This is a genomic window from Comamonas sp. DB36 (genome assembly GCF_057914905.1).
In genome coordinates this window covers 2,399,229-2,418,678 of sequence record NZ_CP196631.1, presented here as the reverse complement: position 1 = coordinate 2,418,678, position 19,450 = coordinate 2,399,229, and the positions used below count along the sequence as shown (strand labels likewise).

Below are 19,450 nucleotides of genomic sequence, written 5' to 3'. Positions count from 1 at the left end.
TACTCCGGGGAAAGGCTGATCACGACAAACCTTTGATTCTACGAGGGAGTGGGTACATGTTTCACCGAGGGTCTGCTTTGTGGCGTGTTCGACCCGAAAGGCGCCGCGCCCAGTTGGCGAGATCGTCCATGTAGCAGTACATCACCGGCACCACCACCAGCGTCAGCAGCGAGGAGGTGATCACCCCGCCAATCACCGCCTGGCCCATGGGCGCGCGCTGCTCCGAGCCTTCGCTGACTGCCAGGGCCAGCGGCAGCATGCCGAAGATCATGGCCAGCGTGGTCATCAGAATGGGGCGCAGCCGCACGCGTGCCGCCAGCAGCAGCGCCGGCTCGCGCGCCAGCCCCGGCGTGACCGCGCCGGTCGCGGGGTCGGTCTGGTCCTGGCGCGCGCGGATGGCGAAATCGACCAGCAGGATGGCGTTCTTCGTCACCAGGCCCATCAGCATGATCACGCCTATCATCGAGAACATCGACAGCGCCGAGCCGAACATCAGCAAGGCCAGCACCACGCCGATCAGCGTGAGGGGCAGGGCGGTCATCAGCGCCATCGGCTGCAGAAAGCTCTTGAACTGGCTGGCAAGAATCATGTAGATGAAGACGATGGCCAGGGCCAGGGCCGACAGCGCGTAGCCGAACGATTCGTCCATGTCCTTGGTCGAGCCATTGAACTGCCAGCTGTAGCCCGGGGCCAGCGCCAGGCCCTTGAGCGCGCTGCGGATGTCGGCGGAGACTTCGCCGACCGAGCGAAACGACACGTTGGCAGTGATGGACACTTCGCGCGTGAGCGCGCGCCGGTTGATCTGGCTGGGGCCGGCCGATGCGCGGATGTCCGCCACCTGGTCCAGCCGTATGCTGCGCCGCGTGCCGTCCTGGGCCGTGACCAGCAGCGGCAGCCGGCCCAGCTGCAGCGGCGACAGCCGGTCTTCGGGCGCGAGGCGCAATTGCACATCGTAGGTTTCGTCGTTGCTCGCGCGCCAGTTGCCCACGTCCTGGCCGGCAAGCAGCGTGCGCAGCGCGCTTGCCACGGCGCCGGTCGACAGCCCCAGGTCGGATGCGGCCTCGCGCTTGATCGCCAGCGTCACGCGCGGCGTGTCGCTTTCGAGACTGGAGTCGACATCGACCAGGCCCGGAATGTCGCGTATCAATGCCAGCGCCTGCTGGTTGAGCCGGCCCAGTTCGGCCAGGTCCTGGCCCTGCAGCGAGAACGCGATCTGTTTTTGCCCGCCCACGGGATCGAGCAATCCGACCTGGGTCACGGTGATGCCCGCGATCTGGCGCAATTGCGTGCGCAGCTCGGTCGCCAGCGCCTCGGCGCTGCGCGCGCGCTGGTGGCGGTCCGTGAGGCGCACGTAGATGCTCGCATGGGTCTTGCCGCGCGCCGCTCCGGTGTTGATGGTGGCGAGCGTGTAACGCACTTCGGGCATGGCGCGCAGCAGCGCCTCGACCTGCCTGGCCTTGGCTTCGGTGGTCTCTATCGAGCTGCCCTGGGGCGTGTGGAACTGCACCGTGGTTTCGGAGAAATCGGCCTTGGGCACGAACTCCGTGCCCAGCAGCGGCACCATCATCACGCTGAGCGCGAAGATCGCCAGCGCCGACAGCGCAGTCGCGAGCCGGTGTCCCAGCGCCCAGCGCAGGATCTGCTGGTAGACGCTGGCCAGCTGCTCGGTCATGCGCTCGAACCAGCCGGTCACGCGGCCTATGCTGCGGTCGTAAAAGCTCCTGCGCTGGCCGGACCCGGACGGCGCGTGGACGCTGGGGTCGTGCCAGACGCTGGACATCATGGGGTCCAGCGTGAAGCTCACGAACATCGAAATCAGCACCGCGACGACGATGGTCAGCCCGAACTCATGGAAGAACTTGCCGATGATGCCCTGCATGAAGCCTATGGGCAGGAACACCGCGACGATGGACAGCGTGGTTGCAAGCACGGCCAGGCCGATCTCCTGCGTGCCGTCGAGCGCCGCCGCATAGGGCGTCTTGCCCATCTGCAGGTGGCGCACGATGTTCTCGCGCACCACGATGGCGTCGTCTATCAGCAGCCCCACGCACAGCGACAGCGCCATCAGCGTCACCATGTTGATCGAAAATCCCAGCCAGTGCATGAACAGGAAGGTGCCTATCAGCGCGATCGGCAGCGTGAGCCCGGTGATGACCGTGGAGCGCCAGGAGTTGAGGAACAGAAACACGATCAGCACCGTAAGCGCCGCGCCTTCGATCAGCGTCTGGCGCACGTTGTCCACGGCCACGCGTATGGGCCGCGCCATGTCGCCTATGGCTTCGAGGCGCACGCCCGGCGGCAGCTCGGCCTGCATCGCGGCCACGGCGCGGCGCAGGCCGTCGACGACTTCTATGGTGTTGTCGCCCTGGGCTTTTTGCACCGACAGCAGCAGGCTGCGCTGGCCGTTGTACAGCGCCAGGCTCTCTATTTCCTGCGCGCCGTCAAGCACGCGCGCGAGCTGGCCCAGCCGCACCGCGCTGCCCTGGCGGCGCGCGACGATGATGTCGGCGAAGTCTTCGGGGCGCTGCATGCGCGCGTCGATCTGCACCATGCGCTCCTGCGCCAGCGAGCGCACGGCGCCCAGCGGCAGATCCTGGTTTTCGCTGCGCACCGCCTGCGCGACCTGATCGACGCTGATGCCGAAAGCCTCCAGCGCCTGGGGATCGAGATAGAGATTGATTTCGCGCGGCGTCGCACCGACCAGATTGACGGCCCCCACGCCGCGCACGTTCTCCAGCCGTTTCTTGAGCACCTGCTCGGCCCAGCTCGTGAGCTCGACCGGCGACAGCGGCGGGTCGCGGCCCTCGCCCGTGGGCAGCACGGCCAGCGACCAGACCGCGGCATCGGCGGGATCGAAGCGCTGCACACGCGGCTCCTCGACTTCGTCGCGCAGCAAGGGGCGCACCGCGGCGACCTTCTCGCGCACATCCTCGGCGGCCCGGCGGCCGTCGATCTGCAGCTGGAATTCGATGATCACCACGCTGGTGCCCGCGTAGCTGCGCGAAGTCAGTGCATTGATGCCGGCCACCGAGTTCACGCCTTCCTCGATCTTGCGCGTGACTTCGCTTTCGACGATCTCGGGCGCGGCGCCGGGGTAGGCGACGGTCACCACCACCACCGGGAAGTCGATGTTGGGAAACTGGTCGACCTTGAGCCGCTGGTAGGAAAACACGCCCAGCACCAGCAGCGCGAGCATCACCATGGTCGCGAACACCGGGTTGTGCAGACTGACGCGGGTGAACCACATGCGTGCGGGCTTTCAGCGGGCGCCGGCGCTGGCCGAGATCTCGACGCGCGTGCCTTCGCGCAATGCCCCGGCGCCGGCTGCAACGACCCGGCTGCCTTCGTCCACGCCCTCGATCGCGGCCCAGGCCTGGCCGTCGATCAAGGCCCGCGCGCCCACGCTCACCGGCCGGTGGGCAATGGCCAGCTGGCCATCGGTCGTCGTCTGCACCATCTGCACATAGGGCTGGGGCTTGTCGGTCAGTACGGCGTCCAGCGGCAGCACCAGCGGAGCGGGCGACTCGCTGGTCTCCAGATCGATCTGGCCCTGCAGGAACATGCCGGGACGCAGCACCGGGGCCGTACCGCTGGCGGCGGCGGGCGGGCGCAGCTGCAGATAGACCGCCACGCTGCGCGTCGCGGCATCGGCCCGGGGGCTCACACGCACCACGCGCGCCGTGAATTCCTGCGCGCTGCCGTCAAGCCGCAGCCGTGCCGTCTGGCCCACGCGCACCTGCAGCGCGTCGGCGGGCGGCAGCAGTGCCTGCAGCTGCAGTTCGCGCAGGTCGACGATTTCAAGCACCTTGGTCTCCACGGCCACGCGTTCGCCGTTGTTGACCAGGCGCTGCGCGACCTGGCCGGCGATCGGGCTGCGCAGCACGGTGTCGGCCACGGCCTTGTGCGCGACATCGGCCTGGGCCAGCGCCGACTGGTACTGCGCCTGCGCGGCCTGCAGATTGGCGTCGGAGGTGCGCAGCGCGGTCTGCGAAATGAAGCCCTGGGCCACCAGCGCCTCGTTGTTGCTGTGCTGGCGCTGCTGTATGGACAGCTGGGCGCGCGCGGCCTCGGCTTCCTGCTGGGCCTGGCGCAGGCGCGCGCTGGCGTCGGCCGCATCGACGCGCGCCAGCACCTGGCCGGCCTGCACGCTGTCGCCTTCGCGCACGGCCAGGTCCTGCAGCGTTCCCGCGGCATAGGACTTGATGCTCGCCACCTGCAGCGCCTCGACCACGCCTGATACCTGTACGACCAGCGGCAACGCGCGCCGCTGCACCGTGAGCACTTCGCCGGGCTGCAGGCGCAACGGCATGGGCGCCGCGCTGGCCGCTTGCTGGCCGGCCTGCTGCTGGTGCTGGCGCTTGATGAGGGCGCGGCCCACGGCGAAGGCGATGGCCAGCGCCGCGGCGATCACCAGGAGCAATATTTTGCGGCGCGTCATGGGGCTGGCGTGGTTCAGGGTCTGAGCGCGAGCCCGCGCACGAGGTTGTCTATCTGTGCCTCGAGATAGGCTTGCGGGCTGAACGGCATGACGGCGCAGCCGCTGCCCGCGCCCTGGTCCGCGGGCGCCGGCCCGCACCAGGCCATCGAGTTCTGCCAGAACATCAGGAACATCATGGGCGCGAGCACCAGATAGACGCCCGTGTCCAGATCCAGCGGGCGGATTTCGCCGCGTGCGATGCCGCGCTCCAGAATGCGCCGCACCAGCGCATTGCCCGGCACCATCACTTCGCGCTGGTAGAAATGCGCGAGCGCGGGGAAGTTGCGCGCCTCGCTGCACATCAGCTTGGTGATGCCTGCAGCCTTGGTGCTGCCTATGCGCTCCCACCACACGGCGTAGCAGTGGCGCAGCAGGGCTTCGCTGTCGCCTTCGAAGACATCGAGTTCGAGCTGCCATTCGGCAAAGCGCCCGGCGATGTTCTCGCGCACCACGGCCTTGAACAGTTCTTCCTTGCTCGCGAAGTAGAGAAACAGCGTGCCCTTGGAGACGCCGGCGCGCGCCGCGACTTCCTCCACGCGCGTGGCGGCATAGCCTTTTTCAACGAACAGGTCGAGCGCCGCGGCCAGCAGTTCGCCGGGGCGGGCGTTCTTGCGGCGCGAGCGGCGCTGCGGCTCGGAGGCGTCGGCGATCGGCGAAGAAGGGTCGGAAGCGGAATGGGGCATGTTAATGACTAATGGGTTATTAATATAACCAGGGCGTTTGCGAGCGTCAATGCAAGGGCGCGTGATGCCGCAATGGCGTTCAATCGCGCAGCGGGTTGGAGGGCATCGCCGGTGGCGCAAAGAGGGCGGCTTCCACCCGATCCAGCAACCATGGCAAATCGGGGCCTTGCTCCATTTTCAGGGCCAGGGCGCTGCAGTCCCGGGCCACATCGGGTGATGAAAGCAGGCGCGCCAGTTGCCTTTGCATGCGGCGGGCAGACAAGCGCCTGGCCAGCAGCACTTCGGCAACACCCCATTGTCGGGCGCGAAGCCCATTGTCAAACTGGTCATAGGCAAACGGCACTATCAGTTGCGGGGTGCCCGACCGCAAGGCATCGGCCGTGGTGCCTATGCCGCCGTGATGCACCAGCGCCGCCGCGTGTGGCAAGAGCGCGCAGAAAGGTGCATGGGCCTGCCACAGTACGTGGGGCGGCAGTGCCGCAGGCAGTTGCGCCGCATGCGGTGTGACAAAGATCGCCCTGCGGCCCAGCCGCTGCAACGCCTGCAACGCCGCGGTGAAATACCGTGCGGCATGCTGGTGGCCGGTGCCGGGCGTAAAGACAATCGGTGCGTCGCCCGATGACAGAAACTGCTGCAGCTCCGACGACAGCGTCGCCGTGCACTGCGCGCCGGGTCCGACAAAATCGCCGTCTGAAAAAGAGGCCGGCCAATCGGGCGCGGTGGGCGCGTACCAGCTCGGAAACAGGCCCATAGAGACGCTTGGCGCCGCCAGCATGTGTTCGAAGAAATGCGCGACCGCAGGCAGGCCCGCTCGACCGCGCGCTGCATTGAGATGGGGCAATGTGACGGGATCGATCCAGCCCCGGTGGATCAGCTTCCACAGCGCCTGCCGCCATGGGATAGGCACCCAGGCGGGAACTCGCAACGAGCCGGCGGTAAGCATGTCGTGGCTGCTGCACAAATTTGCCGGGGCGAGGTAGGCCGCGACGATCCGCAAGTCGGGGCGTACCGATCGGGCCAGCGCTGCCATGGGCACCAGAATCGGATGGGTCAACACCACGCAGGATTCATGCGCCGGCAATTGCGCAATGAACTCGCGCAAGGCGCCAAGGTGGGGCACGAGTCCGCGCCAGATCACGCCCCAGCCCTTGCGTTCGTCCCAGAGATCCGGGTTGCTCAGCAGTGCCTGCCACGCTTCATCGGTTCCGAACGTCAGGCAGGGAATTCCTGCGGCGGCGACCCGGGGCTCGTGGAAGCGGGGCACCAGCATGAGCACCTGGCGACCGCGTTGCAGCAGCCCCTGGCTCAATATGATGAACGGCAGAATGTCGCCCCCGGTTCCGCTGGTGGCGACGAGGATCAGTGGTTCTGCGCCAGCATGCGATCCACCGCCCGCTGGATCGGTCTGTGCAGTGCCTTGGACGTCGATCATTGCTTGCGCGCCTTCTTGTTGTGCTGGTCAGAAAATGTCCTGAATGAACTTGTTCAGCTCACTTTCTTCCAGCAACTCGATGGAGAAGCTGCCGAATCTTTTGGGCAACCAGAGAATGCGTGTGCCGCTGGGGGACTCGAGGCTGGTCTTTGCCAAAGCGTTGCCGTTCTCGTCTTCGGGTTGCACGCCCTGGGCGACGAATGCATCGTAGGCGGCTTCTATGTTCGGCGTTGTATAGCAGTGGCGGTAGATCGTGCCTTCGCCGTGGCTGTCCAGCAGGTCCTTGAGGTTGCCTTGAAGGGGTTGGACCAGAATGAAGCGTTCCTGGCCAAACCGCACCATCGCATAGCGCACCCGCAGACCGCCACGATCCCAGGCCTGGATTCTGGAGATTTCGGCGCAAAAGAGGCGGGCGTAGTAGCGGCACGCCGCTTCAAGGTCGTTGACCAGCACGTCGATGTGACTGAACTTGAGATCCATGAGGGCTTTCAATCTGGCGGTGTGGCATCCATATGATGAATTGTCATCTGGATCGAGCGTATGGGATTGCTGCGACGTACCCTAAACTCGGCCTGCCTTTCCATCCCATCTCAGGACCTATCCGCCATGGAAAAAACTCCTCAAAGTCAACAAGACAGCCAGCTGGAAACGATTTACCTCGCGGGCGGCTGCTTCTGGTGCACCGAAGCCGTGTTCGATCGCGTGCGCGGCGTGATGGACGTGCAAAGCGGCTATGCCAACGGCCATGTCGACAACCCCAGCTATGAGCAGATCTGCGAAGGCACGACCGGCCACGCCGAAGTCGTGCGCCTGGTGTTCGATCCGCAGATCATCGGTCTGCGCCAGCTGCTCGAGATCTTCTTTGCCACGCACGACCCGACCACGCTCAATCGCCAGGGCAACGATGTGGGCACGCAATACCGCAGCGGCATCTATTACGGCGATGCCCTCCAGGCCGAAGTGGCGCGCGAGGTGATTGCCGAGCTGGCGCCCGAGGCCGGTGGTCCCATCGTGACCGAAGTGCTGCCGCTGCAAAGCTACTGGCCGGCCGAGGACTACCACCAGGATTATTTCCGCCAGCACCCTGAGCAGGGCTACTGTGCTTTTGTCGTGAGCCCCAAGGTGCAGAAGTTCCGCAAGAGCTTCTCGCAGTGGATGAAGCCGGGCGCCTGAAGGCGCCATGAGCCGCGCGGGCGTGCACCCGTGGGATATTTGTAAAAAATTGGGCAAAAACTGGGCATAATGCAACGCGGTTGCGTTAGCGCCTGGTTTCAGCGCGCATGGCGACCGTGTTTTTTGAATTCATCCCTGCGCCCCATGCCCATCGCCAATGCTCCCCTGCCGCTGCCTGCCGGAATGCGCTCCACGCGCGCCAGCCAGGCCGTGCTGGCGCTGTTTGCCGCGCGGCCTGATGCCGTGGTCAGCGAAGCCGATGTGGAGCGCAGCCTGCAGGCCCAGGGCATCGCCGTCAACCGCGTGACGGTCTATCGACTGCTCAACAAGCTGCATGCGGCCGGGCTGCTGCAGCGCAGCGTCGATGCGGACCGGATTGCGCGCTACATGCCGTGCGGTGCGGAAGGCGCGGCGCAGCAGCCACGCTTCGAATGCGACGGCTGCCATCAGCAGTTCCGGCTCGCGGGCCACCAGGCGCGGCTGCAGACCGCCTTGCGCGCGCTGCGCCAGGAACTGCAGGCCGCGGGCCACGAAGAGCTGCGCCTGGACCTGGCCGTGCGCGGCCGCTGCGCCGGCTGTGTACAGACTACCGATGCCGCGGCGTCCTGATGCGCCCCCATTTCCGATTTCCTACTCTTGCCACCTGAAAGATCTGCCATGAACGTCCTGCGTCGCGCCGCCCTGTTGTTTGCCGCCCTGAGCCTGTCGGTGCTGCCCGTGGCCCAGGCCCATGACCACGACAGCAAGGACAAGGACAAGCACACGTCCCAGGAGTTGAAGGTCGACATCGAGCGCCACCAGGCGATGGCGGCCGCGCACCAGGCTGCGGCCCAGTGCCTGGCCTCGGGCAAGGCGCATGCGGTCTGCCAGAAGGAATTGCTGCAGGCCTGCAAGGGCCTGGCCATAGGCAAGTACTGCGGCATGCGCCACGCGCATTGAGCTGCGTGAACTGATTTTCGCGTCCGCTTCATTGTCATCTTCTCCATGCTGAACCCTCGCCCAGCTGCCCGCCAGAGCTACGGTGCGCCCGCGCGCCTGCTGTGGTGGCTGGTGCTGGCGATGCTGCTCGCGCCCGCGCTGGGGCGCATCCACCAGGTGCTGCATCCGCCCGCGTGGCAGGGAACGGCCACGCCGGGCCTTGTGCATGCGCATTCGCAGGCCGGCGCGGCGGTGCAAGATGGCGCGCGCCAAGGCGACGGCTACCCCTGGCTGCTGGCGCTGTTTTTCGGCCACAGCCATAGCGACTGCCAGCTGCACGACCAGCTCAATGCCTGGGCCAGCCCGCCCGTGCTTGCCCAGGCCCTGCCTGCGGCCCTGCTCCAGGAACCTCCACGCCATGTGGAGGGGCGAACCGCATCCGCCGGTTCGGCCGCTTTCTTCGATCCGCGCGCGCCGCCTGCCGACGCCTGATCTTTCCGGTGCCGGTTTCCCGGCGCCGCACTCCCTGTTTCCCCGAATTTTGCGCAGGCCTCAGGTCTGCGCTGGCGCTGCGCGTTCTCCCGGTGTATTGCCTTGCACCGGCGCGCCGCCTTGCCTGTTTAGAAAGCGTTCCCATGCACCGCATCCAATCCCTCCGGGCTGAGTTTTCCGCGCCCGCCGTTTCCCCGGTACAGCGCCCCACGCAGGTCGCCATTGCCTGCGCCGCGCTGGCCGCCTGGGCCTTCTCCGGCCTGGCTTCGGCGCAGACCGTGGCGCCGGCTGCGGCCGAAGCTGCCTTGTCCGAAGTCACTGTCTCGGCCGGCGGCCTGGGCCAGTCGGGCAGCGAGATGACCACGCCGGCGAGCGTGCTCGAAGGCCAGGAACTGGTGCTGCGTCGCGAAGCCACGCTGGGCGAGACGCTCGGCGGCGAGCCCGGCATCCACTCGAGCCATTTCGGCGCGGGCGCGAGCCGCCCCATCATCCGCGGCATGGACGGTCCGCGCGTCAAGATCCTCAGCGACGGCGCCGAGCTGCACGATGCCTCGTCGATCAGCCCCGACCATGCGGTCGCGATGGAGCCCATGCTCGCCACGCAGGTCGAAGTGCTGCGCGGCCCTTCGGCGCTGATTCACGGCGGCGGTGCGATGGGCGGCGTGGTCAACATCCTCGACAACAAGATTCCCACCAGGATTCCCGAAAAGGGCTACGAAGGCAGCGCCGAGCTGCGCTACGGCAGCGGTGCCAAGGAGAAGGCCGGGGCGTTTTCGTTGACCGGCGGCGCAGGCCAGGTCGCGGTGCATGTCGAAGGCCTCACGCGCGACGCCGATGACTACCGCGTGGGCAGCGGCTGGGCCGAAGGCAAGCGCGTGGGCGGCAGCTTCAGCCGCGGCGATACCGGCAGCCTGGGGCTGTCGTGGATAGGCACACAGGGCTATCTGGGCGCGGCCTATACGCGCCAGACATCGCGCTACGGCCTGCCGGGCCACAGCCATGACTTCGAAGGCTGCCATACCCATGGCGATCATCTGCATTGCGGCAGCCACGACGGCCATGACCACGATGACCACGACCATGAGCACGCCCATGAACATGAGGTGCCCGTGGTCGACATGGTCAGCGAGCGCCTGGACATGCGCGGCGAACTGCGTCAGCCTTTCGCGGGCGTGGCCGCCGTGCGTTTCCGTGCGGGCGTCACCGACTATCGCCACGACGAGATCGAGGAGGGCGCGATTGCCACGACGTTCAAGAACAAGGCGCATGATGCGCGCGTCGAGATCGAGCATCAGCCCATTGGCGGGCTGCGCGGCGTGCTCGGCATGCAGACCACCAACCGCAAGTTCAGCGCCATCGGCGAGGAAGCCTATGTGCAGCCTACCGAGACGCGGCGCAACAGCCTGTTCCTGCTTGAGGAGTACCGCTGGCAGGACTGGCGTTTCGAAGGCGCGCTGCGCCACGAACGCCAGACCGCCGAAGCGCTGACTTCGGGCCTGGAGCGCAAGCACAGCGGCACCTCGGCGTCGCTGGGCGCGGTCTGGCAATTCGTGCCGGGCTACCAGCTCGCGACCTCGCTGACCCATTCGAGCCGCCTGCCCACCGTGGAGGAACTCTATGCCCAGGGTCTGCACATGGCGACATCGACCTATGAGCGCGGCAACGCCGACCTGCAGCGCGAGAAGTCAAAGGCCTGGGACCTGTCGCTGCGCAAGACCGCGGGAGCGACGACGTTCAGCGTCAGCGCGTTCCAGCACCGCGTGAATAACTACATCTACGGCCGCACGCTCGACGAGCACGACGGCCTGCAGCTGCTGCAGTACAGCCAGGCCAACGCGCGCTTCACCGGGCTCGAAGGCCAGGTGCGCCAGCGCCTGGGCAGTCATTGGGGCGTGACGCTGTTCGGCGACACGGTGCGCGCGCGTCTCGACGCGGGCGGCACCTTGCCGCGCATTCCTTCGGCACGCGTGGGCCTGCGCCTGGACGCACGCTGGAACGGCTGGCAAGGCATGGCGGAATGGGTGCAGGTGGGCAAGCAGAACCGCGTCGCGGAATTCGAAAGCACGACCGCCGGCTACGGCATGCTGAATCTGTCGGCCAGCTATCAAATGCGCACCGCGGGCGGCACGCCCTGGCAGATCTATGTCAAGGGTCGCAACCTGACCGATCGCCTGGGCTATGCCCACACTTCGTTCATCAAGTCGGCAGCGCCGCTGATGGGGCGCAACATCACCGTGGGCGTGAAAATGGACTTCTAAGGTGCGCGAAAGTGCCGGTTTTGTCGTAACTGTACGTTTGTACAGTTACGCAAAAAAGGCACTTACGACAGCCTGATGGCTTGCAGCGCGTCTACGCATTGCTGCAGATGGGCGAGGGCGCGCACATCCTCCACGCCTATGCGCCGTACCACTTCCGACGGTGCGGCACCCGCATGCAGCCAGTGCACGATGGCGGTGTTGCGCAGCACCTGCGGGCCCATGCGGGCCAGGGGCAGGGCGCGATCCGGGCTCGCCTGCCTGGCGAGTGCAATCGTCTTGGACGCGATATGGAACAGCGCGCGAATGGTCAGCGGCCCGCCTTTGCGCGACTCGAACAGCGGCGCGGCCTGCTGCGCGGGCGTGCCGCTGTTGTGCCTGAACGCGAGCCAGGCGCTCAACGCGGCCTGCGTGGTCGCAGGCAGGGCCAGGCAGCGGTGCTGCGCGGCGCGCGTTCCTTCTATCTGGATGAAAGACGGCTTCTCATCGGCGGCCATCGCGGCCTGGCGCGCATTGCGCAGCGACCCCAGCGTCAACAGCCGTACTTCTTCGGGCGCGAGCGCCATGTCGTACAGCAGACGCAACACGGCCCGGTCACGCGCGCCTTGCAGATCGTCGCTGCCCGGGAAATGGCGGGGCAGGGCTTTCCACAGTGCAGACGGCAGCACATGGCCCGTGGGCTGCTCGGGGGCAGGGCGTTCTACGGGATGAACCGCCTGCACCGGGTTGTATGTAACCCAGCCTTGCTCCAGCGCATGCGCATAGATGCGATCGAGCAGGCGCCAATAGCGCCGGCGCGTGATTTCGCTGATCTGCCTTCCGGGCTGATGGTGGGCGCGCTGGCCGGGGCGTATCTGCAGAAAGTGCGCGACATCTTCGGCCGTGGCCGCGTGCCAGGCCTTGGGCGCGGCACGGGCGTCGCGCGGCTTCCTGGAAGAGGCGGGCGTCTGGCCCTGCAACTGAAGAACCCAGGCATTCCATACCAGCGCATAGCCGGTGGCCGGTAACTGTGCATAGGCTGGCTGGGCGGCATCCACCTCGCGGCCCCATTCGGCCTGTTGCCAATGCACAAAGACGACCGTCGCATCGGGCGGCGGCGAAGAGGGGGATGGGGGCGCAGCCGTCGATTGTTGTTTTTCCTTGGCGTTCATCATTGCTTCAATGTAACTTACATGTGATGGCTGGCCAAGACGTAGGCAAAAAAATGCCATGTACTAGACATGGCAAATCAAGCGGGGCAGGGCATTTTCGGGCCCCAAGCGGCCGCAGGTCACATGCACTTCGGCGCGTGATGGGCGAAAGCGCAAGCCGGGCCGACTCCGCGTGCCGGTGTCCTGGCCTTGCGCGCCGGCGTCGGCGCGCCAGGGTGCTAGCTGCTGAAGACGAAGCCCAGCGCGGCCGCAGCCAGGCTGACGCCGGCCAGGCGCAGCAGATGGCGCGGAACATAGGCCAGCGTCCAACCCGTCACCATTGCGCCCAAGGTCAGCACTCCGACCCAGGCCGTGACAGCGACCGCGCCGCTCCAGCCCGCGGCCAGGCAGCTCGCCAGTGACAAACCCAGCAAGGCAATACCGGTCAGGCGCCAGGCGACCGTGGTGTTGACCGAAAGCGCACGGCCAAAGACCTGGTCCTGGTGGCGCTCCATGGCCAGGCTCAGCGCAGTGAAGGCCGGCAGGGCCAAGGCCCCCGCAATCCAGGCACTCATTGTTGTTTCTCCGGTGACTGCGCCACGGGGCGCGGAATCCGCATGCCGGCGCCGCTGGCCGCGCGCTGGGGCAGGGCGATGGCGCCCGATGCACCCAGCTTCCAGGCCGCGAAACCGTGCAGCACGCCCAGTGCGAGCGCGACCAGGTCGAAGCCCGCAACGCTCCATTGGCCGTGCAGCATGGCAGCGGGAAGCGCCGCGCCGCCGGTCGCGGCGTTCAGCAGCGGCAGTGCGGCAAAAGCGATGGCCGCAAGCCACAGCTGTTCGAGCCAGGCGCGCCGATGGGGGCGCAGCATGGCATGCAGCAGGCACAGGCCCCAGACGACAAAGAAGCTGCGGATTTCCATGTCGGCACGCTGGGCGATGTCCACGGGAAGCAGCCGGTTGGCCCAGAAATAGCCGGCTGTCGCGACCGACAGACCCGCGATCGCGGCGATATTGAGCACTTCGACCAGCCGGTGGCCGCGCGGCGTGCGGCCCAGCTTGCGGCGTTCGGGCAGCCGCTTGACGACCCAAAGCACCATGCCGGAGCCTGCCATCACGGTGCCTATCACGCCGGACAGGAACAGCAGCCAGCGCAGCGCGGGATCGGCAAAGCGTCCCAGATGGATGCCCATCATCGCCCCCGAGACCGCCTGCGCGGAAGACGTGGCGCGCGCTTCGGGAGGCGTTTGCGGCGCGCCCGTCACGCCGTTGAACAGCAGCCGCTCGCCACCGCCGCGCACCAGGGCGCGCGCGCCTTGTTCGCGCAGCTCGATGGTTGCCTGCGGCGTACCGGGCCGCTGCACGACAATGGTGCCCACGCCCCGGTCCGGCCAGCGCGCCTGGGCCGCGGCCATCAGCGGGGCGATGGCTGTGAGCTGCGCGGGCTCGGCGGACTGGGCTCGGCCGGCGCGGCCCGCGCCACCACGTTCCCCCGATGCACCCGCTGCAGCCGCGGGCCGGCCCCGGCTTTCCGCGAAGTATTTCTGCGTATCGCCGTTGTAGACCGCGTCTATGCCCCAGGGCATAAGCATGAACATCAGCAGCAGCAGGCCGCTGAACGTGATGATGATGTGGAACGGCAAGGCCAGCACGGCGGTGGCGTTGTGCGCGTCCAGCCACGAGCGCTGGCCCTTGTGCGGCCGGAAGGTGAAGAACTCGGTGAAGATCTTCTTGTGCGTGATCACGCCGCTGATGATGGCAACGAACATGAACATGGTGGCGATGCCGACGATCCAGCGCCCCCAGACGCGCGGCATGGCGTACAGCTCGAAATGAAAGCGGTAGAGAAAGCTGCCGCCGCGCGTTTCTCGCGGTTGCAGCACCTCGCCCGTGCCCGCATCGAGCTGCACGCGCTGGTTGCCGGCCCGGCCCGCGGCCGCGCCTGGCTGGCGGAAGTTGGCCTCGACCGCGGTCTGGCGCTCGCCGGGCAGGTTGATGGTCCAGCTGGTCGCATCGGGCGCGAGCTTTTGCATTGTCGCTAGTGCCAGCGCCGCGGTCTGCGGGCCGGGAATCGACTGGTGCAGTTCGGGCCGCATCCAGTCGGTGATCTCGTCGAGGAAGTAGCTCAGCGTGCCCGTGAAGAACACCGCATAGAGCAGCCAGCCCAGCAGCAGGCCGCTCCAGGTGTGCAGCCACGACATGGACTGGCGCAGTCCCTCGGGTTTGCCATCGGGCCTCATGCGCCAGCTCCCCGCAGGACAAAGGTCAGCGCGCCGAGCAATGCTGCCGGTACGGCGATGCCCAGCCAGGCACGCCAGGCGTTGGCACAGCCAAAGGACCAGAGCGCGGCGAGGGCATGGGCGATGAACGCGAGCATCGTGGCCCACATCACGGCATCGACGCCGCTGCTGCCGGCGCGTGCCAATGTCAGGCCGACACCGGCCGCAGTGGCGCAGGCCAGGGCGTAGCCGCCGCCGATCGCCGCCAGCGCGCGCGAAGCAACGGCAAGGCGGTAGCGGCCCATGGATGCCGGCAATTTACGAGGCGGGCCGCCGGGCGCAGTTCGGGAGGCGATATCGCTCATTGCCGGCGCGCGCAAGCGTTGAAATGGAACAGAGGGCAGCTGAGCGCAGTTTTGCCCAAGCCCTGGAGGAGGAAAGCAGTCATATTGGCCATCAAATGCGAATGGGACTCAATATAGTGCTTTCTGCCGGCTGTTTTTCTAACGGCAGGTAAAGTTGGGGAACTTTACCGGGAATGCCTGAGGCGTTGCCGCCGCGAGCCTTGCCGCGCTGGCAGACGAATCACATGGCAACCGTTGCCCGATCTCATTGAATGTAACTTACATGAATTGGTTGAGAATGAATTGAAAGAAAAAGCGAGGGAGTTGAGAGAAAAAAGTGCCATGCGCTTCGCGCATGGCTGACCAGGAAGAGGGCGGTTTTCTGCCCATTGCAGTTCAGGGCGCGAGGCGTTCGCGCGTCCATTGCCCGTTGTCCAGGCGGTAGCGCAGGCGGTCATGCAGCCGGCTCTTGCGCCCCTGCCAGAATTCAAAACGCTCGGGCACCAGTCGGAAACCACCCCAGTGCGGCGGCCGCGGCGGCGACAGCAGAAATTGCGCGCCATAGCGCGCCGCATTGGCCACCAGCACGCTGCGTCCGGAAATGACCTGGCTTTGCGGGCTGGCCCAGGCGCCTATGCGCGAATCCAGCGGACGGCTCTGGAAGTAGGCGTCGCTTTCCTCGGCGCTGACTTTTTCCACCCGGCCTTCGATGCGCACCACGCGCTCGAGATCGACCCAGTGGAACTGCAGCGCGGCAAACGGATTGCCCGCGAGTTCACGGCCCTTGCGGCTGTCGTAGTTGGTGTACCAGACAATGCCGCGCTCGTCATAGCCCTTGATCAGCACGATGCGCGTGCTCGGCCGCTGGTCGGCGCCCACGGTGGCCAGCGTCATGGCGTTGGGCTCTGGCACCTGGGCATTCACCGCTTCCTGCAGCCACTGGTCGAACTGCTGCATGGGATTGGCGTGCGAAGCGTCTTCGCTGAGTTCCGCGCGCTCGTAGCTTTTGCGCAGATCGGCAATGGAGGAGGAAATTTGGCTCATGCCACCATTGTGCATGGCGGCATGCGTGCCTGGAGCCAGCGGCGCGCTTGTTCTGCACAGCCGCGAGGCTGTGCGCGTTCAGGCCGCGCGCAGAGGATCGGCGTTCGATCCCGCCGCATGCGCGCGGGAGTTTTCCTGAATCAGCTCAATTTTGTAGCCGTCAGGATCCGTGACGAAAGCAATCACCGTGCTGCCGCCCTTGACCGGACCGGCTTCGCGCGTCACGTTGCCGCCTGCAGCCTTGATCTTCTCGCAGGCCGCATAGGCATCGGCCACGCCCAGCGCCACATGGCCGTAGGCCGTGCCCAGGTCATAGCTTTCCGTGCCCCAGTTGTAGGTCAGCTCGATCTCGGCCTGGCCGGGATTGCCGCCATCAAAGCCCAGAAAAGCCAGCGAGTACTTGTATTCGCTGTTTTCGGACTGGCGCAGCAGTTGCATGCCCAGCACATTGGTATAGAAATCAATCGAGCGTTGAAGGTTGCCAACGCGCAGCATCGTGTGTAGGAATCTCATGCGCCAATTGTGCCGCCAGATGCGGGCCGTTGCAGAAATCGGGCTGTCGTGGGGCCATACCGCCCCAGACCGCTTCACCGCGCTGCGGCAGGCGCAAGCCGTGGCTGTGCGCCCGCACGGTTTTCAGGCGTTGCCAAGAACCCTGAAAGCCGCGCGCTGGCCAGATAGAAAGGGGGCAGCTCCGCCCCCATGCGCGCGGCAAATTCGCTGCGCAGCGCCACGGCCATTTCAAGAGGCGGCACCGCCACGTCGGCAGGCAGGCCGCGCAAGGCCTTCAGCGCCATCTGCTCGCCGCGCTGCTCGGGCGCCTGGTCTAGCGCCATGTCGGCGCCCAGGGCTACCCGGTCAAGCCGCGTTGCCAAGATGGGCTGGGGTGTCGCTGCCTGCAGGGCACTGAAGACGGCACGCAAGGCCGGATCCCTGCCGGCGCTTGCGCCTTCGCCCACGGTGTGGCCGACGAGCACCGGATTGTCCAGCGTGCCAAGCCTTTCCGCTGGAATCATGGGGCGATCACTGTCCGTCGCAACCGCCACTGACTGGATTTTCCGCCCGGCGAGGCTTGCGGCCTCAATCAGCAGGTCGCGTTCCGCCCGACCTTCGGCGTCGTCGCCATACAGCAGCGTCACCGCTGCCGTTGGTGAGGAAAGCTCTGCCAGCACCTCTGCCCAGGCGGCAACAAAGGCGCTGTGCCCCTGCCCGCGAATCTGCGTCGCGGGATCGACAACCAGATGTACGTTGTCTGCCTCACGCTGCGCCATGCACCGGCGGGCCTGCAGTCCCTCGGCAATCACCACATCGGGATTGAAAGCGGCCAGTTGCACCAGCGCCTTGCGGCAGTTCTCAGGTCTTACATCCAGATACTGGTGGCGCGCCTTGAGGTGCGACGAGCGCCGCAGCACCCCTTCTGCGGCCGCAAAGAAGGCTTGCGCCACCGGTTGGCTGGCGCGTCCCTCGTGCAGGATGAAAACGCGCCGACTGCCGGCGTTCACCAGAACGGCCGCCGCCGCCACCAGCATGAGCAGCAGCAACCAACCCCAATGCGTGCGGCCCATCATTGCACGTAGCCCAGGTATTGCCAGTAGGGAATCGACAGGCCCAGCGCCAGCACGCGGCAGGCCTGGATCCATCCGTTCATGCGCAGCAGCTGGCGGCTCTCGGCCGCGATCAGACCGGTGGATTCACGAAACAGCAGGTAGTCCGAACTCTGGTGGGGAAAGAACCACACCTCGCTGGCGGTCAGCACAATGAAGCCTATGACCCATGGGTTCAAACCGAAGGTGTCGGCCAGCGGCATCAGCACGGCGCACAAGGTGGTGACGCACACCACGGTGGGAAGCAGCAGCCGCAGCAGCAGCACGATGCCTATCAGCAGCCACAGGAATTGGACCTGGGCGCTGCGCATCAGCGACGTCAGAACGCCCAGGTGGCTGCCCACCCATTCATCCAAGCCGGTGAATGCAAAGCCGCGCGCGAATCCCACGGTGCAGACCAGGTAGATCAGGATGGGCCAATGGATGTCGCTTGCCAGTCGCTGCAGCGAAAGTACGCCGCAGGCCACCAGCAGCAAAAACACAAACAGCGTCAGCCAGGCGGTTTCGATATGGTGTACGTTGCCCAGGCCCATGCCCAGCGTGAGGCATAGAAGGGCCAGTGCGACCACCGCTTCGTGCGCGGAAAAAGGCCTGCGCCGCGCCGCCACCGGTGCCGCCGTGGCTGGGGCGTCGGCCCTTTGCCACAGCACGGTGGCCGCCAACAGCAAGGCCAGCACGAGAACGTAGACACCTGCGCCCTTGAACCACATCGTCCAATTGACATGCGGTTGCCAGTGCTCCGGCAGCACGCCCAGCACAATGAAGTTGCCGGCATTGCCCATCAGGAAAGCCGTGGAAAACAGAGTGCAACCCGACAAGGCGGCAAACGCCAGTGCCGCGCGCTGACCGGATTGCGCAAAGGAGCGCACCATGGGCACCACCAGTTGCAGCCGGCCCGATGTACTCGGTATGAACACCGACATCAGCACCCCCGTCATCAGCACGCTGGCCTGCACCGTTCTGTGCCCATGCGCGAGCCGCCTGAGTGCCGCGCCCAGCATGCGCTCGATCAGGCCCGATTGCTGGACGGCAGCGCTGATGCCCAGCATGCCCAGCAGCAGATAGAAATTGCCGCTGGACAGGCCTGCAAACGCCAGTTCGGGTGGCAGATTGCTGCCTGTCACCATCAGCAGCAGCGCCAACAGGGCGCCCACAAAAGGCGGTGCGAGATTGAATATCCAGACGCACAGACCCGAAGCCAGCGCCGCCAGGAAAAACAGCCATTGCGACAGCTGGGCCGGCATGCCGCTGGAGGCGCCGAGCAGCAACGACGCGGCCAGCGGCGCCGCGACGGCCATCATCCAGCCCATGGCCACCGACAAGGAAAAGGGGTCGGAAGGCGTCTCCCCCGCGCCCGGCGCTGAAGCGTCGCCGATGGCAATGCAGGGCGTGGCGCAGGCCTGCTGCAAATACTGCTGGCTGGCCTCCTGGCCATCGAGCAGCGGCGCCAGCACATCGACGGCGATACGCCATCCATGGCCGGGCGCATCCGGCAGTTCTCCCGGTGCTTGCGCCGATGGCGCCAGATCCGCAGCGTTGGCGGTGAGTGCCTGTCCAGGGCCCGCATAGCCAATCACCAGCGCGCCTGCGCTCAGCCTTTGCAGCTCGGCCAGGTTGGTCCACTGCAGCGGCACCACTCCTTCCACCAGCATGCGCCTTGTCGACCGGTCCAGCGTTTGC

18 protein-coding genes are annotated in these 19,450 nt (G+C 66.4%); 5 read left to right on the top strand and 13 right to left on the bottom strand.

The features are described from left to right. Nucleotides 1–61: 61 nt before the first annotated feature. The 5 genes from ACSVDO_RS11120 to ACSVDO_RS11100 all read right to left on the bottom strand — a co-directional run bounded on the left by ACSVDO_RS11120 (nt 62) and on the right by ACSVDO_RS11100 (nt 7,072). Nucleotides 62–3,247 carry an efflux RND transporter permease subunit gene (locus tag ACSVDO_RS11120; protein WP_489592126.1) on the bottom strand — a complete coding sequence of 1,062 codons (3,186 nt, stop codon included), beginning with the start codon at nt 3,245–3,247 and terminating at the stop codon, nt 62–64. Between the two features lie 12 nt (nt 3,248–3,259). Further along, nucleotides 3,260–4,438 (bottom strand): efflux RND transporter periplasmic adaptor subunit, encoded by a 1,179-nt coding sequence (locus ACSVDO_RS11115; RefSeq protein WP_489592124.1) that lies wholly within the window; start codon nt 4,436–4,438, stop codon nt 3,260–3,262. Between the two features lie 14 nt (nt 4,439–4,452). Continuing rightward, nucleotides 4,453–5,160 carry a TetR/AcrR family transcriptional regulator gene (locus ACSVDO_RS11110; protein WP_332534656.1) on the bottom strand — a complete coding sequence of 236 codons (708 nt, stop codon included), beginning with the start codon at nt 5,158–5,160 and terminating at the stop codon, nt 4,453–4,455. Nucleotides 5,161–5,239: 79 nt separating this feature from the next. Continuing rightward, nucleotides 5,240–6,592: a glycosyltransferase gene (locus tag ACSVDO_RS11105; protein WP_489592122.1), complete on the bottom strand. Its 1,353-nt coding sequence runs from the start codon at nt 6,590–6,592 to the stop codon at nt 5,240–5,242. Between the two features lie 27 nt (nt 6,593–6,619). Further along, nucleotides 6,620–7,072, bottom strand: coding sequence for a VOC family protein (locus ACSVDO_RS11100; protein ID WP_332549135.1), 453 nt, complete (start codon nt 7,070–7,072; stop codon nt 6,620–6,622). Nucleotides 7,073–7,198: 126 nt separating this feature from the next. Between ACSVDO_RS11100 and msrA the strand changes: the two genes are divergently transcribed. The 5 genes from msrA (at nt 7,199) to ACSVDO_RS11075 (ending at nt 11,433) form a co-directional block, all read left to right on the top strand. Then, entirely contained in the window at nt 7,199–7,765 is a 567-nt protein-coding gene (gene msrA / locus ACSVDO_RS11095) for a peptide-methionine (S)-S-oxide reductase MsrA (protein WP_489592120.1), read from the top strand. 144 nt (nt 7,766–7,909) lie between these two features. Next, entirely contained in the window at nt 7,910–8,374 is a 465-nt protein-coding gene (locus ACSVDO_RS11090; RefSeq protein WP_332534649.1) for a Fur family transcriptional regulator, read from the top strand. A gap of 48 nt (nt 8,375–8,422) precedes the next feature. After that, a complete protein-coding gene (locus ACSVDO_RS11085; RefSeq protein ID WP_332534647.1) occupies nt 8,423–8,704 on the top strand; it encodes a hypothetical protein in 282 nt (93 codons plus the stop codon). A gap of 45 nt (nt 8,705–8,749) precedes the next feature. Next, nucleotides 8,750–9,175: a hypothetical protein gene (locus ACSVDO_RS11080; protein ID WP_489592117.1), complete on the top strand. Its 426-nt coding sequence runs from the start codon at nt 8,750–8,752 to the stop codon at nt 9,173–9,175. Between the two features lie 143 nt (nt 9,176–9,318). Then, entirely contained in the window at nt 9,319–11,433 is a 2,115-nt protein-coding gene (locus ACSVDO_RS11075; protein WP_489592116.1) for a TonB-dependent receptor domain-containing protein, read from the top strand. 62 nt (nt 11,434–11,495) lie between these two features. Here the strand turns inward: ACSVDO_RS11075 and ACSVDO_RS11070 are convergent, their stop codons facing one another. From ACSVDO_RS11070 to ACSVDO_RS11035, 8 genes are all read right to left on the bottom strand, one after another. Further along, nucleotides 11,496–12,584: a tyrosine-type recombinase/integrase gene (locus ACSVDO_RS11070; protein ID WP_489592114.1), complete on the bottom strand. Its 1,089-nt coding sequence runs from the start codon at nt 12,582–12,584 to the stop codon at nt 11,496–11,498. Nucleotides 12,585–12,799: 215 nt separating this feature from the next. Continuing rightward, nucleotides 12,800–13,135, bottom strand: a complete 336-nt coding sequence (locus tag ACSVDO_RS11065; RefSeq protein ID WP_489592112.1) for a DUF3325 domain-containing protein — start codon at nt 13,133–13,135, stop codon at nt 12,800–12,802. Next, a complete protein-coding gene (locus ACSVDO_RS11060) occupies nt 13,132–14,760 on the bottom strand; it encodes a PepSY-associated TM helix domain-containing protein (RefSeq protein ID WP_489592111.1) in 1,629 nt (542 codons plus the stop codon). The genes ACSVDO_RS11065 and ACSVDO_RS11060 overlap by 4 nt, the downstream gene beginning before the upstream one ends. A gap of 35 nt (nt 14,761–14,795) precedes the next feature. Then, the gene (locus ACSVDO_RS11055; protein WP_489592109.1) at nt 14,796–15,143 is read right to left on the bottom strand and encodes a DUF3649 domain-containing protein; all 348 of its coding nucleotides are present in this window, start codon (nt 15,141–15,143) and stop codon (nt 14,796–14,798) included. Nucleotides 15,144–15,518: 375 nt separating this feature from the next. Further along, nucleotides 15,519–16,181 (bottom strand): pyridoxamine 5'-phosphate oxidase, encoded by a 663-nt coding sequence (gene pdxH, locus ACSVDO_RS11050; protein WP_332534637.1) that lies wholly within the window; start codon nt 16,179–16,181, stop codon nt 15,519–15,521. Nucleotides 16,182–16,244: 63 nt separating this feature from the next. After that, nucleotides 16,245–16,679 (bottom strand): lactoylglutathione lyase, encoded by a 435-nt coding sequence (gene gloA / locus ACSVDO_RS11045; protein ID WP_489592108.1) that lies wholly within the window; start codon nt 16,677–16,679, stop codon nt 16,245–16,247. A 74-nt stretch (nt 16,680–16,753) separates the two neighbouring features. Next, on the bottom strand, nt 16,754–17,734 hold the full coding sequence (locus ACSVDO_RS11040) for a hypothetical protein (protein WP_489592107.1): 981 nt from the start codon (nt 17,732–17,734) through the stop codon (nt 16,754–16,756). Continuing rightward, nucleotides 17,731–19,422 carry an SLC13 family permease gene (locus ACSVDO_RS11035; protein ID WP_489592105.1) on the bottom strand — a complete coding sequence of 564 codons (1,692 nt, stop codon included), beginning with the start codon at nt 19,420–19,422 and terminating at the stop codon, nt 17,731–17,733. Before ACSVDO_RS11035 ends, ACSVDO_RS11040 begins: the two co-directional genes overlap by 4 nt. Nucleotides 19,423–19,450 lie beyond the last annotated feature (28 nt).

Bases quoted from the DNA above. Each gene is read 5' to 3' on its own strand.
- ACSVDO_RS11120 (WP_489592126.1), bottom strand. From the start codon at position 3,247: ATGTGGTTCACCCGCGTCAGTCTGCACAACCCGGTGTTCGCGACCATG.
- ACSVDO_RS11035 (WP_489592105.1), bottom strand. From the start codon at position 19,422: ATGCTGGTGGAAGGAGTGGTGCCGCTGCAGTGGACCAACCTGGCCGAG.
- msrA (WP_489592120.1), top strand. From the start codon at position 7,199: ATGGAAAAAACTCCTCAAAGTCAACAAGACAGCCAGCTGGAAACGATT.
- ACSVDO_RS11060 (WP_489592111.1), bottom strand. From the start codon at position 14,760: ATGTCGTGGCTGCACACCTGGAGCGGCCTGCTGCTGGGCTGGCTGCTC.
- ACSVDO_RS11110 (WP_332534656.1), bottom strand. From the start codon at position 5,160: ATGCCCCATTCCGCTTCCGACCCTTCTTCGCCGATCGCCGACGCCTCC.
- ACSVDO_RS11105 (WP_489592122.1), bottom strand. From the start codon at position 6,592: ATGATCGACGTCCAAGGCACTGCACAGACCGATCCAGCGGGCGGTGGA.
- ACSVDO_RS11085 (WP_332534647.1), top strand. From the start codon at position 8,423: ATGAACGTCCTGCGTCGCGCCGCCCTGTTGTTTGCCGCCCTGAGCCTG.
- ACSVDO_RS11090 (WP_332534649.1), top strand. From the start codon at position 7,910: ATGCCCATCGCCAATGCTCCCCTGCCGCTGCCTGCCGGAATGCGCTCC.
- ACSVDO_RS11070 (WP_489592114.1), bottom strand. From the start codon at position 12,584: ATGATGAACGCCAAGGAAAAACAACAATCGACGGCTGCGCCCCCATCC.
- gloA (WP_489592108.1), bottom strand. From the start codon at position 16,679: ATGAGATTCCTACACACGATGCTGCGCGTTGGCAACCTTCAACGCTCG.
- ACSVDO_RS11080 (WP_489592117.1), top strand. From the start codon at position 8,750: ATGCTGAACCCTCGCCCAGCTGCCCGCCAGAGCTACGGTGCGCCCGCG.
- pdxH (WP_332534637.1), bottom strand. From the start codon at position 16,181: ATGCACAATGGTGGCATGAGCCAAATTTCCTCCTCCATTGCCGATCTG.
- ACSVDO_RS11040 (WP_489592107.1), bottom strand. From the start codon at position 17,734: ATGATGGGCCGCACGCATTGGGGTTGGTTGCTGCTGCTCATGCTGGTG.
- ACSVDO_RS11115 (WP_489592124.1), bottom strand. From the start codon at position 4,438: ATGACGCGCCGCAAAATATTGCTCCTGGTGATCGCCGCGGCGCTGGCC.
- ACSVDO_RS11100 (WP_332549135.1), bottom strand. From the start codon at position 7,072: ATGGATCTCAAGTTCAGTCACATCGACGTGCTGGTCAACGACCTTGAA.
- ACSVDO_RS11065 (WP_489592112.1), bottom strand. From the start codon at position 13,135: ATGAGTGCCTGGATTGCGGGGGCCTTGGCCCTGCCGGCCTTCACTGCG.
- ACSVDO_RS11075 (WP_489592116.1), top strand. From the start codon at position 9,319: ATGCACCGCATCCAATCCCTCCGGGCTGAGTTTTCCGCGCCCGCCGTT.
- ACSVDO_RS11055 (WP_489592109.1), bottom strand. From the start codon at position 15,143: ATGAGCGATATCGCCTCCCGAACTGCGCCCGGCGGCCCGCCTCGTAAA.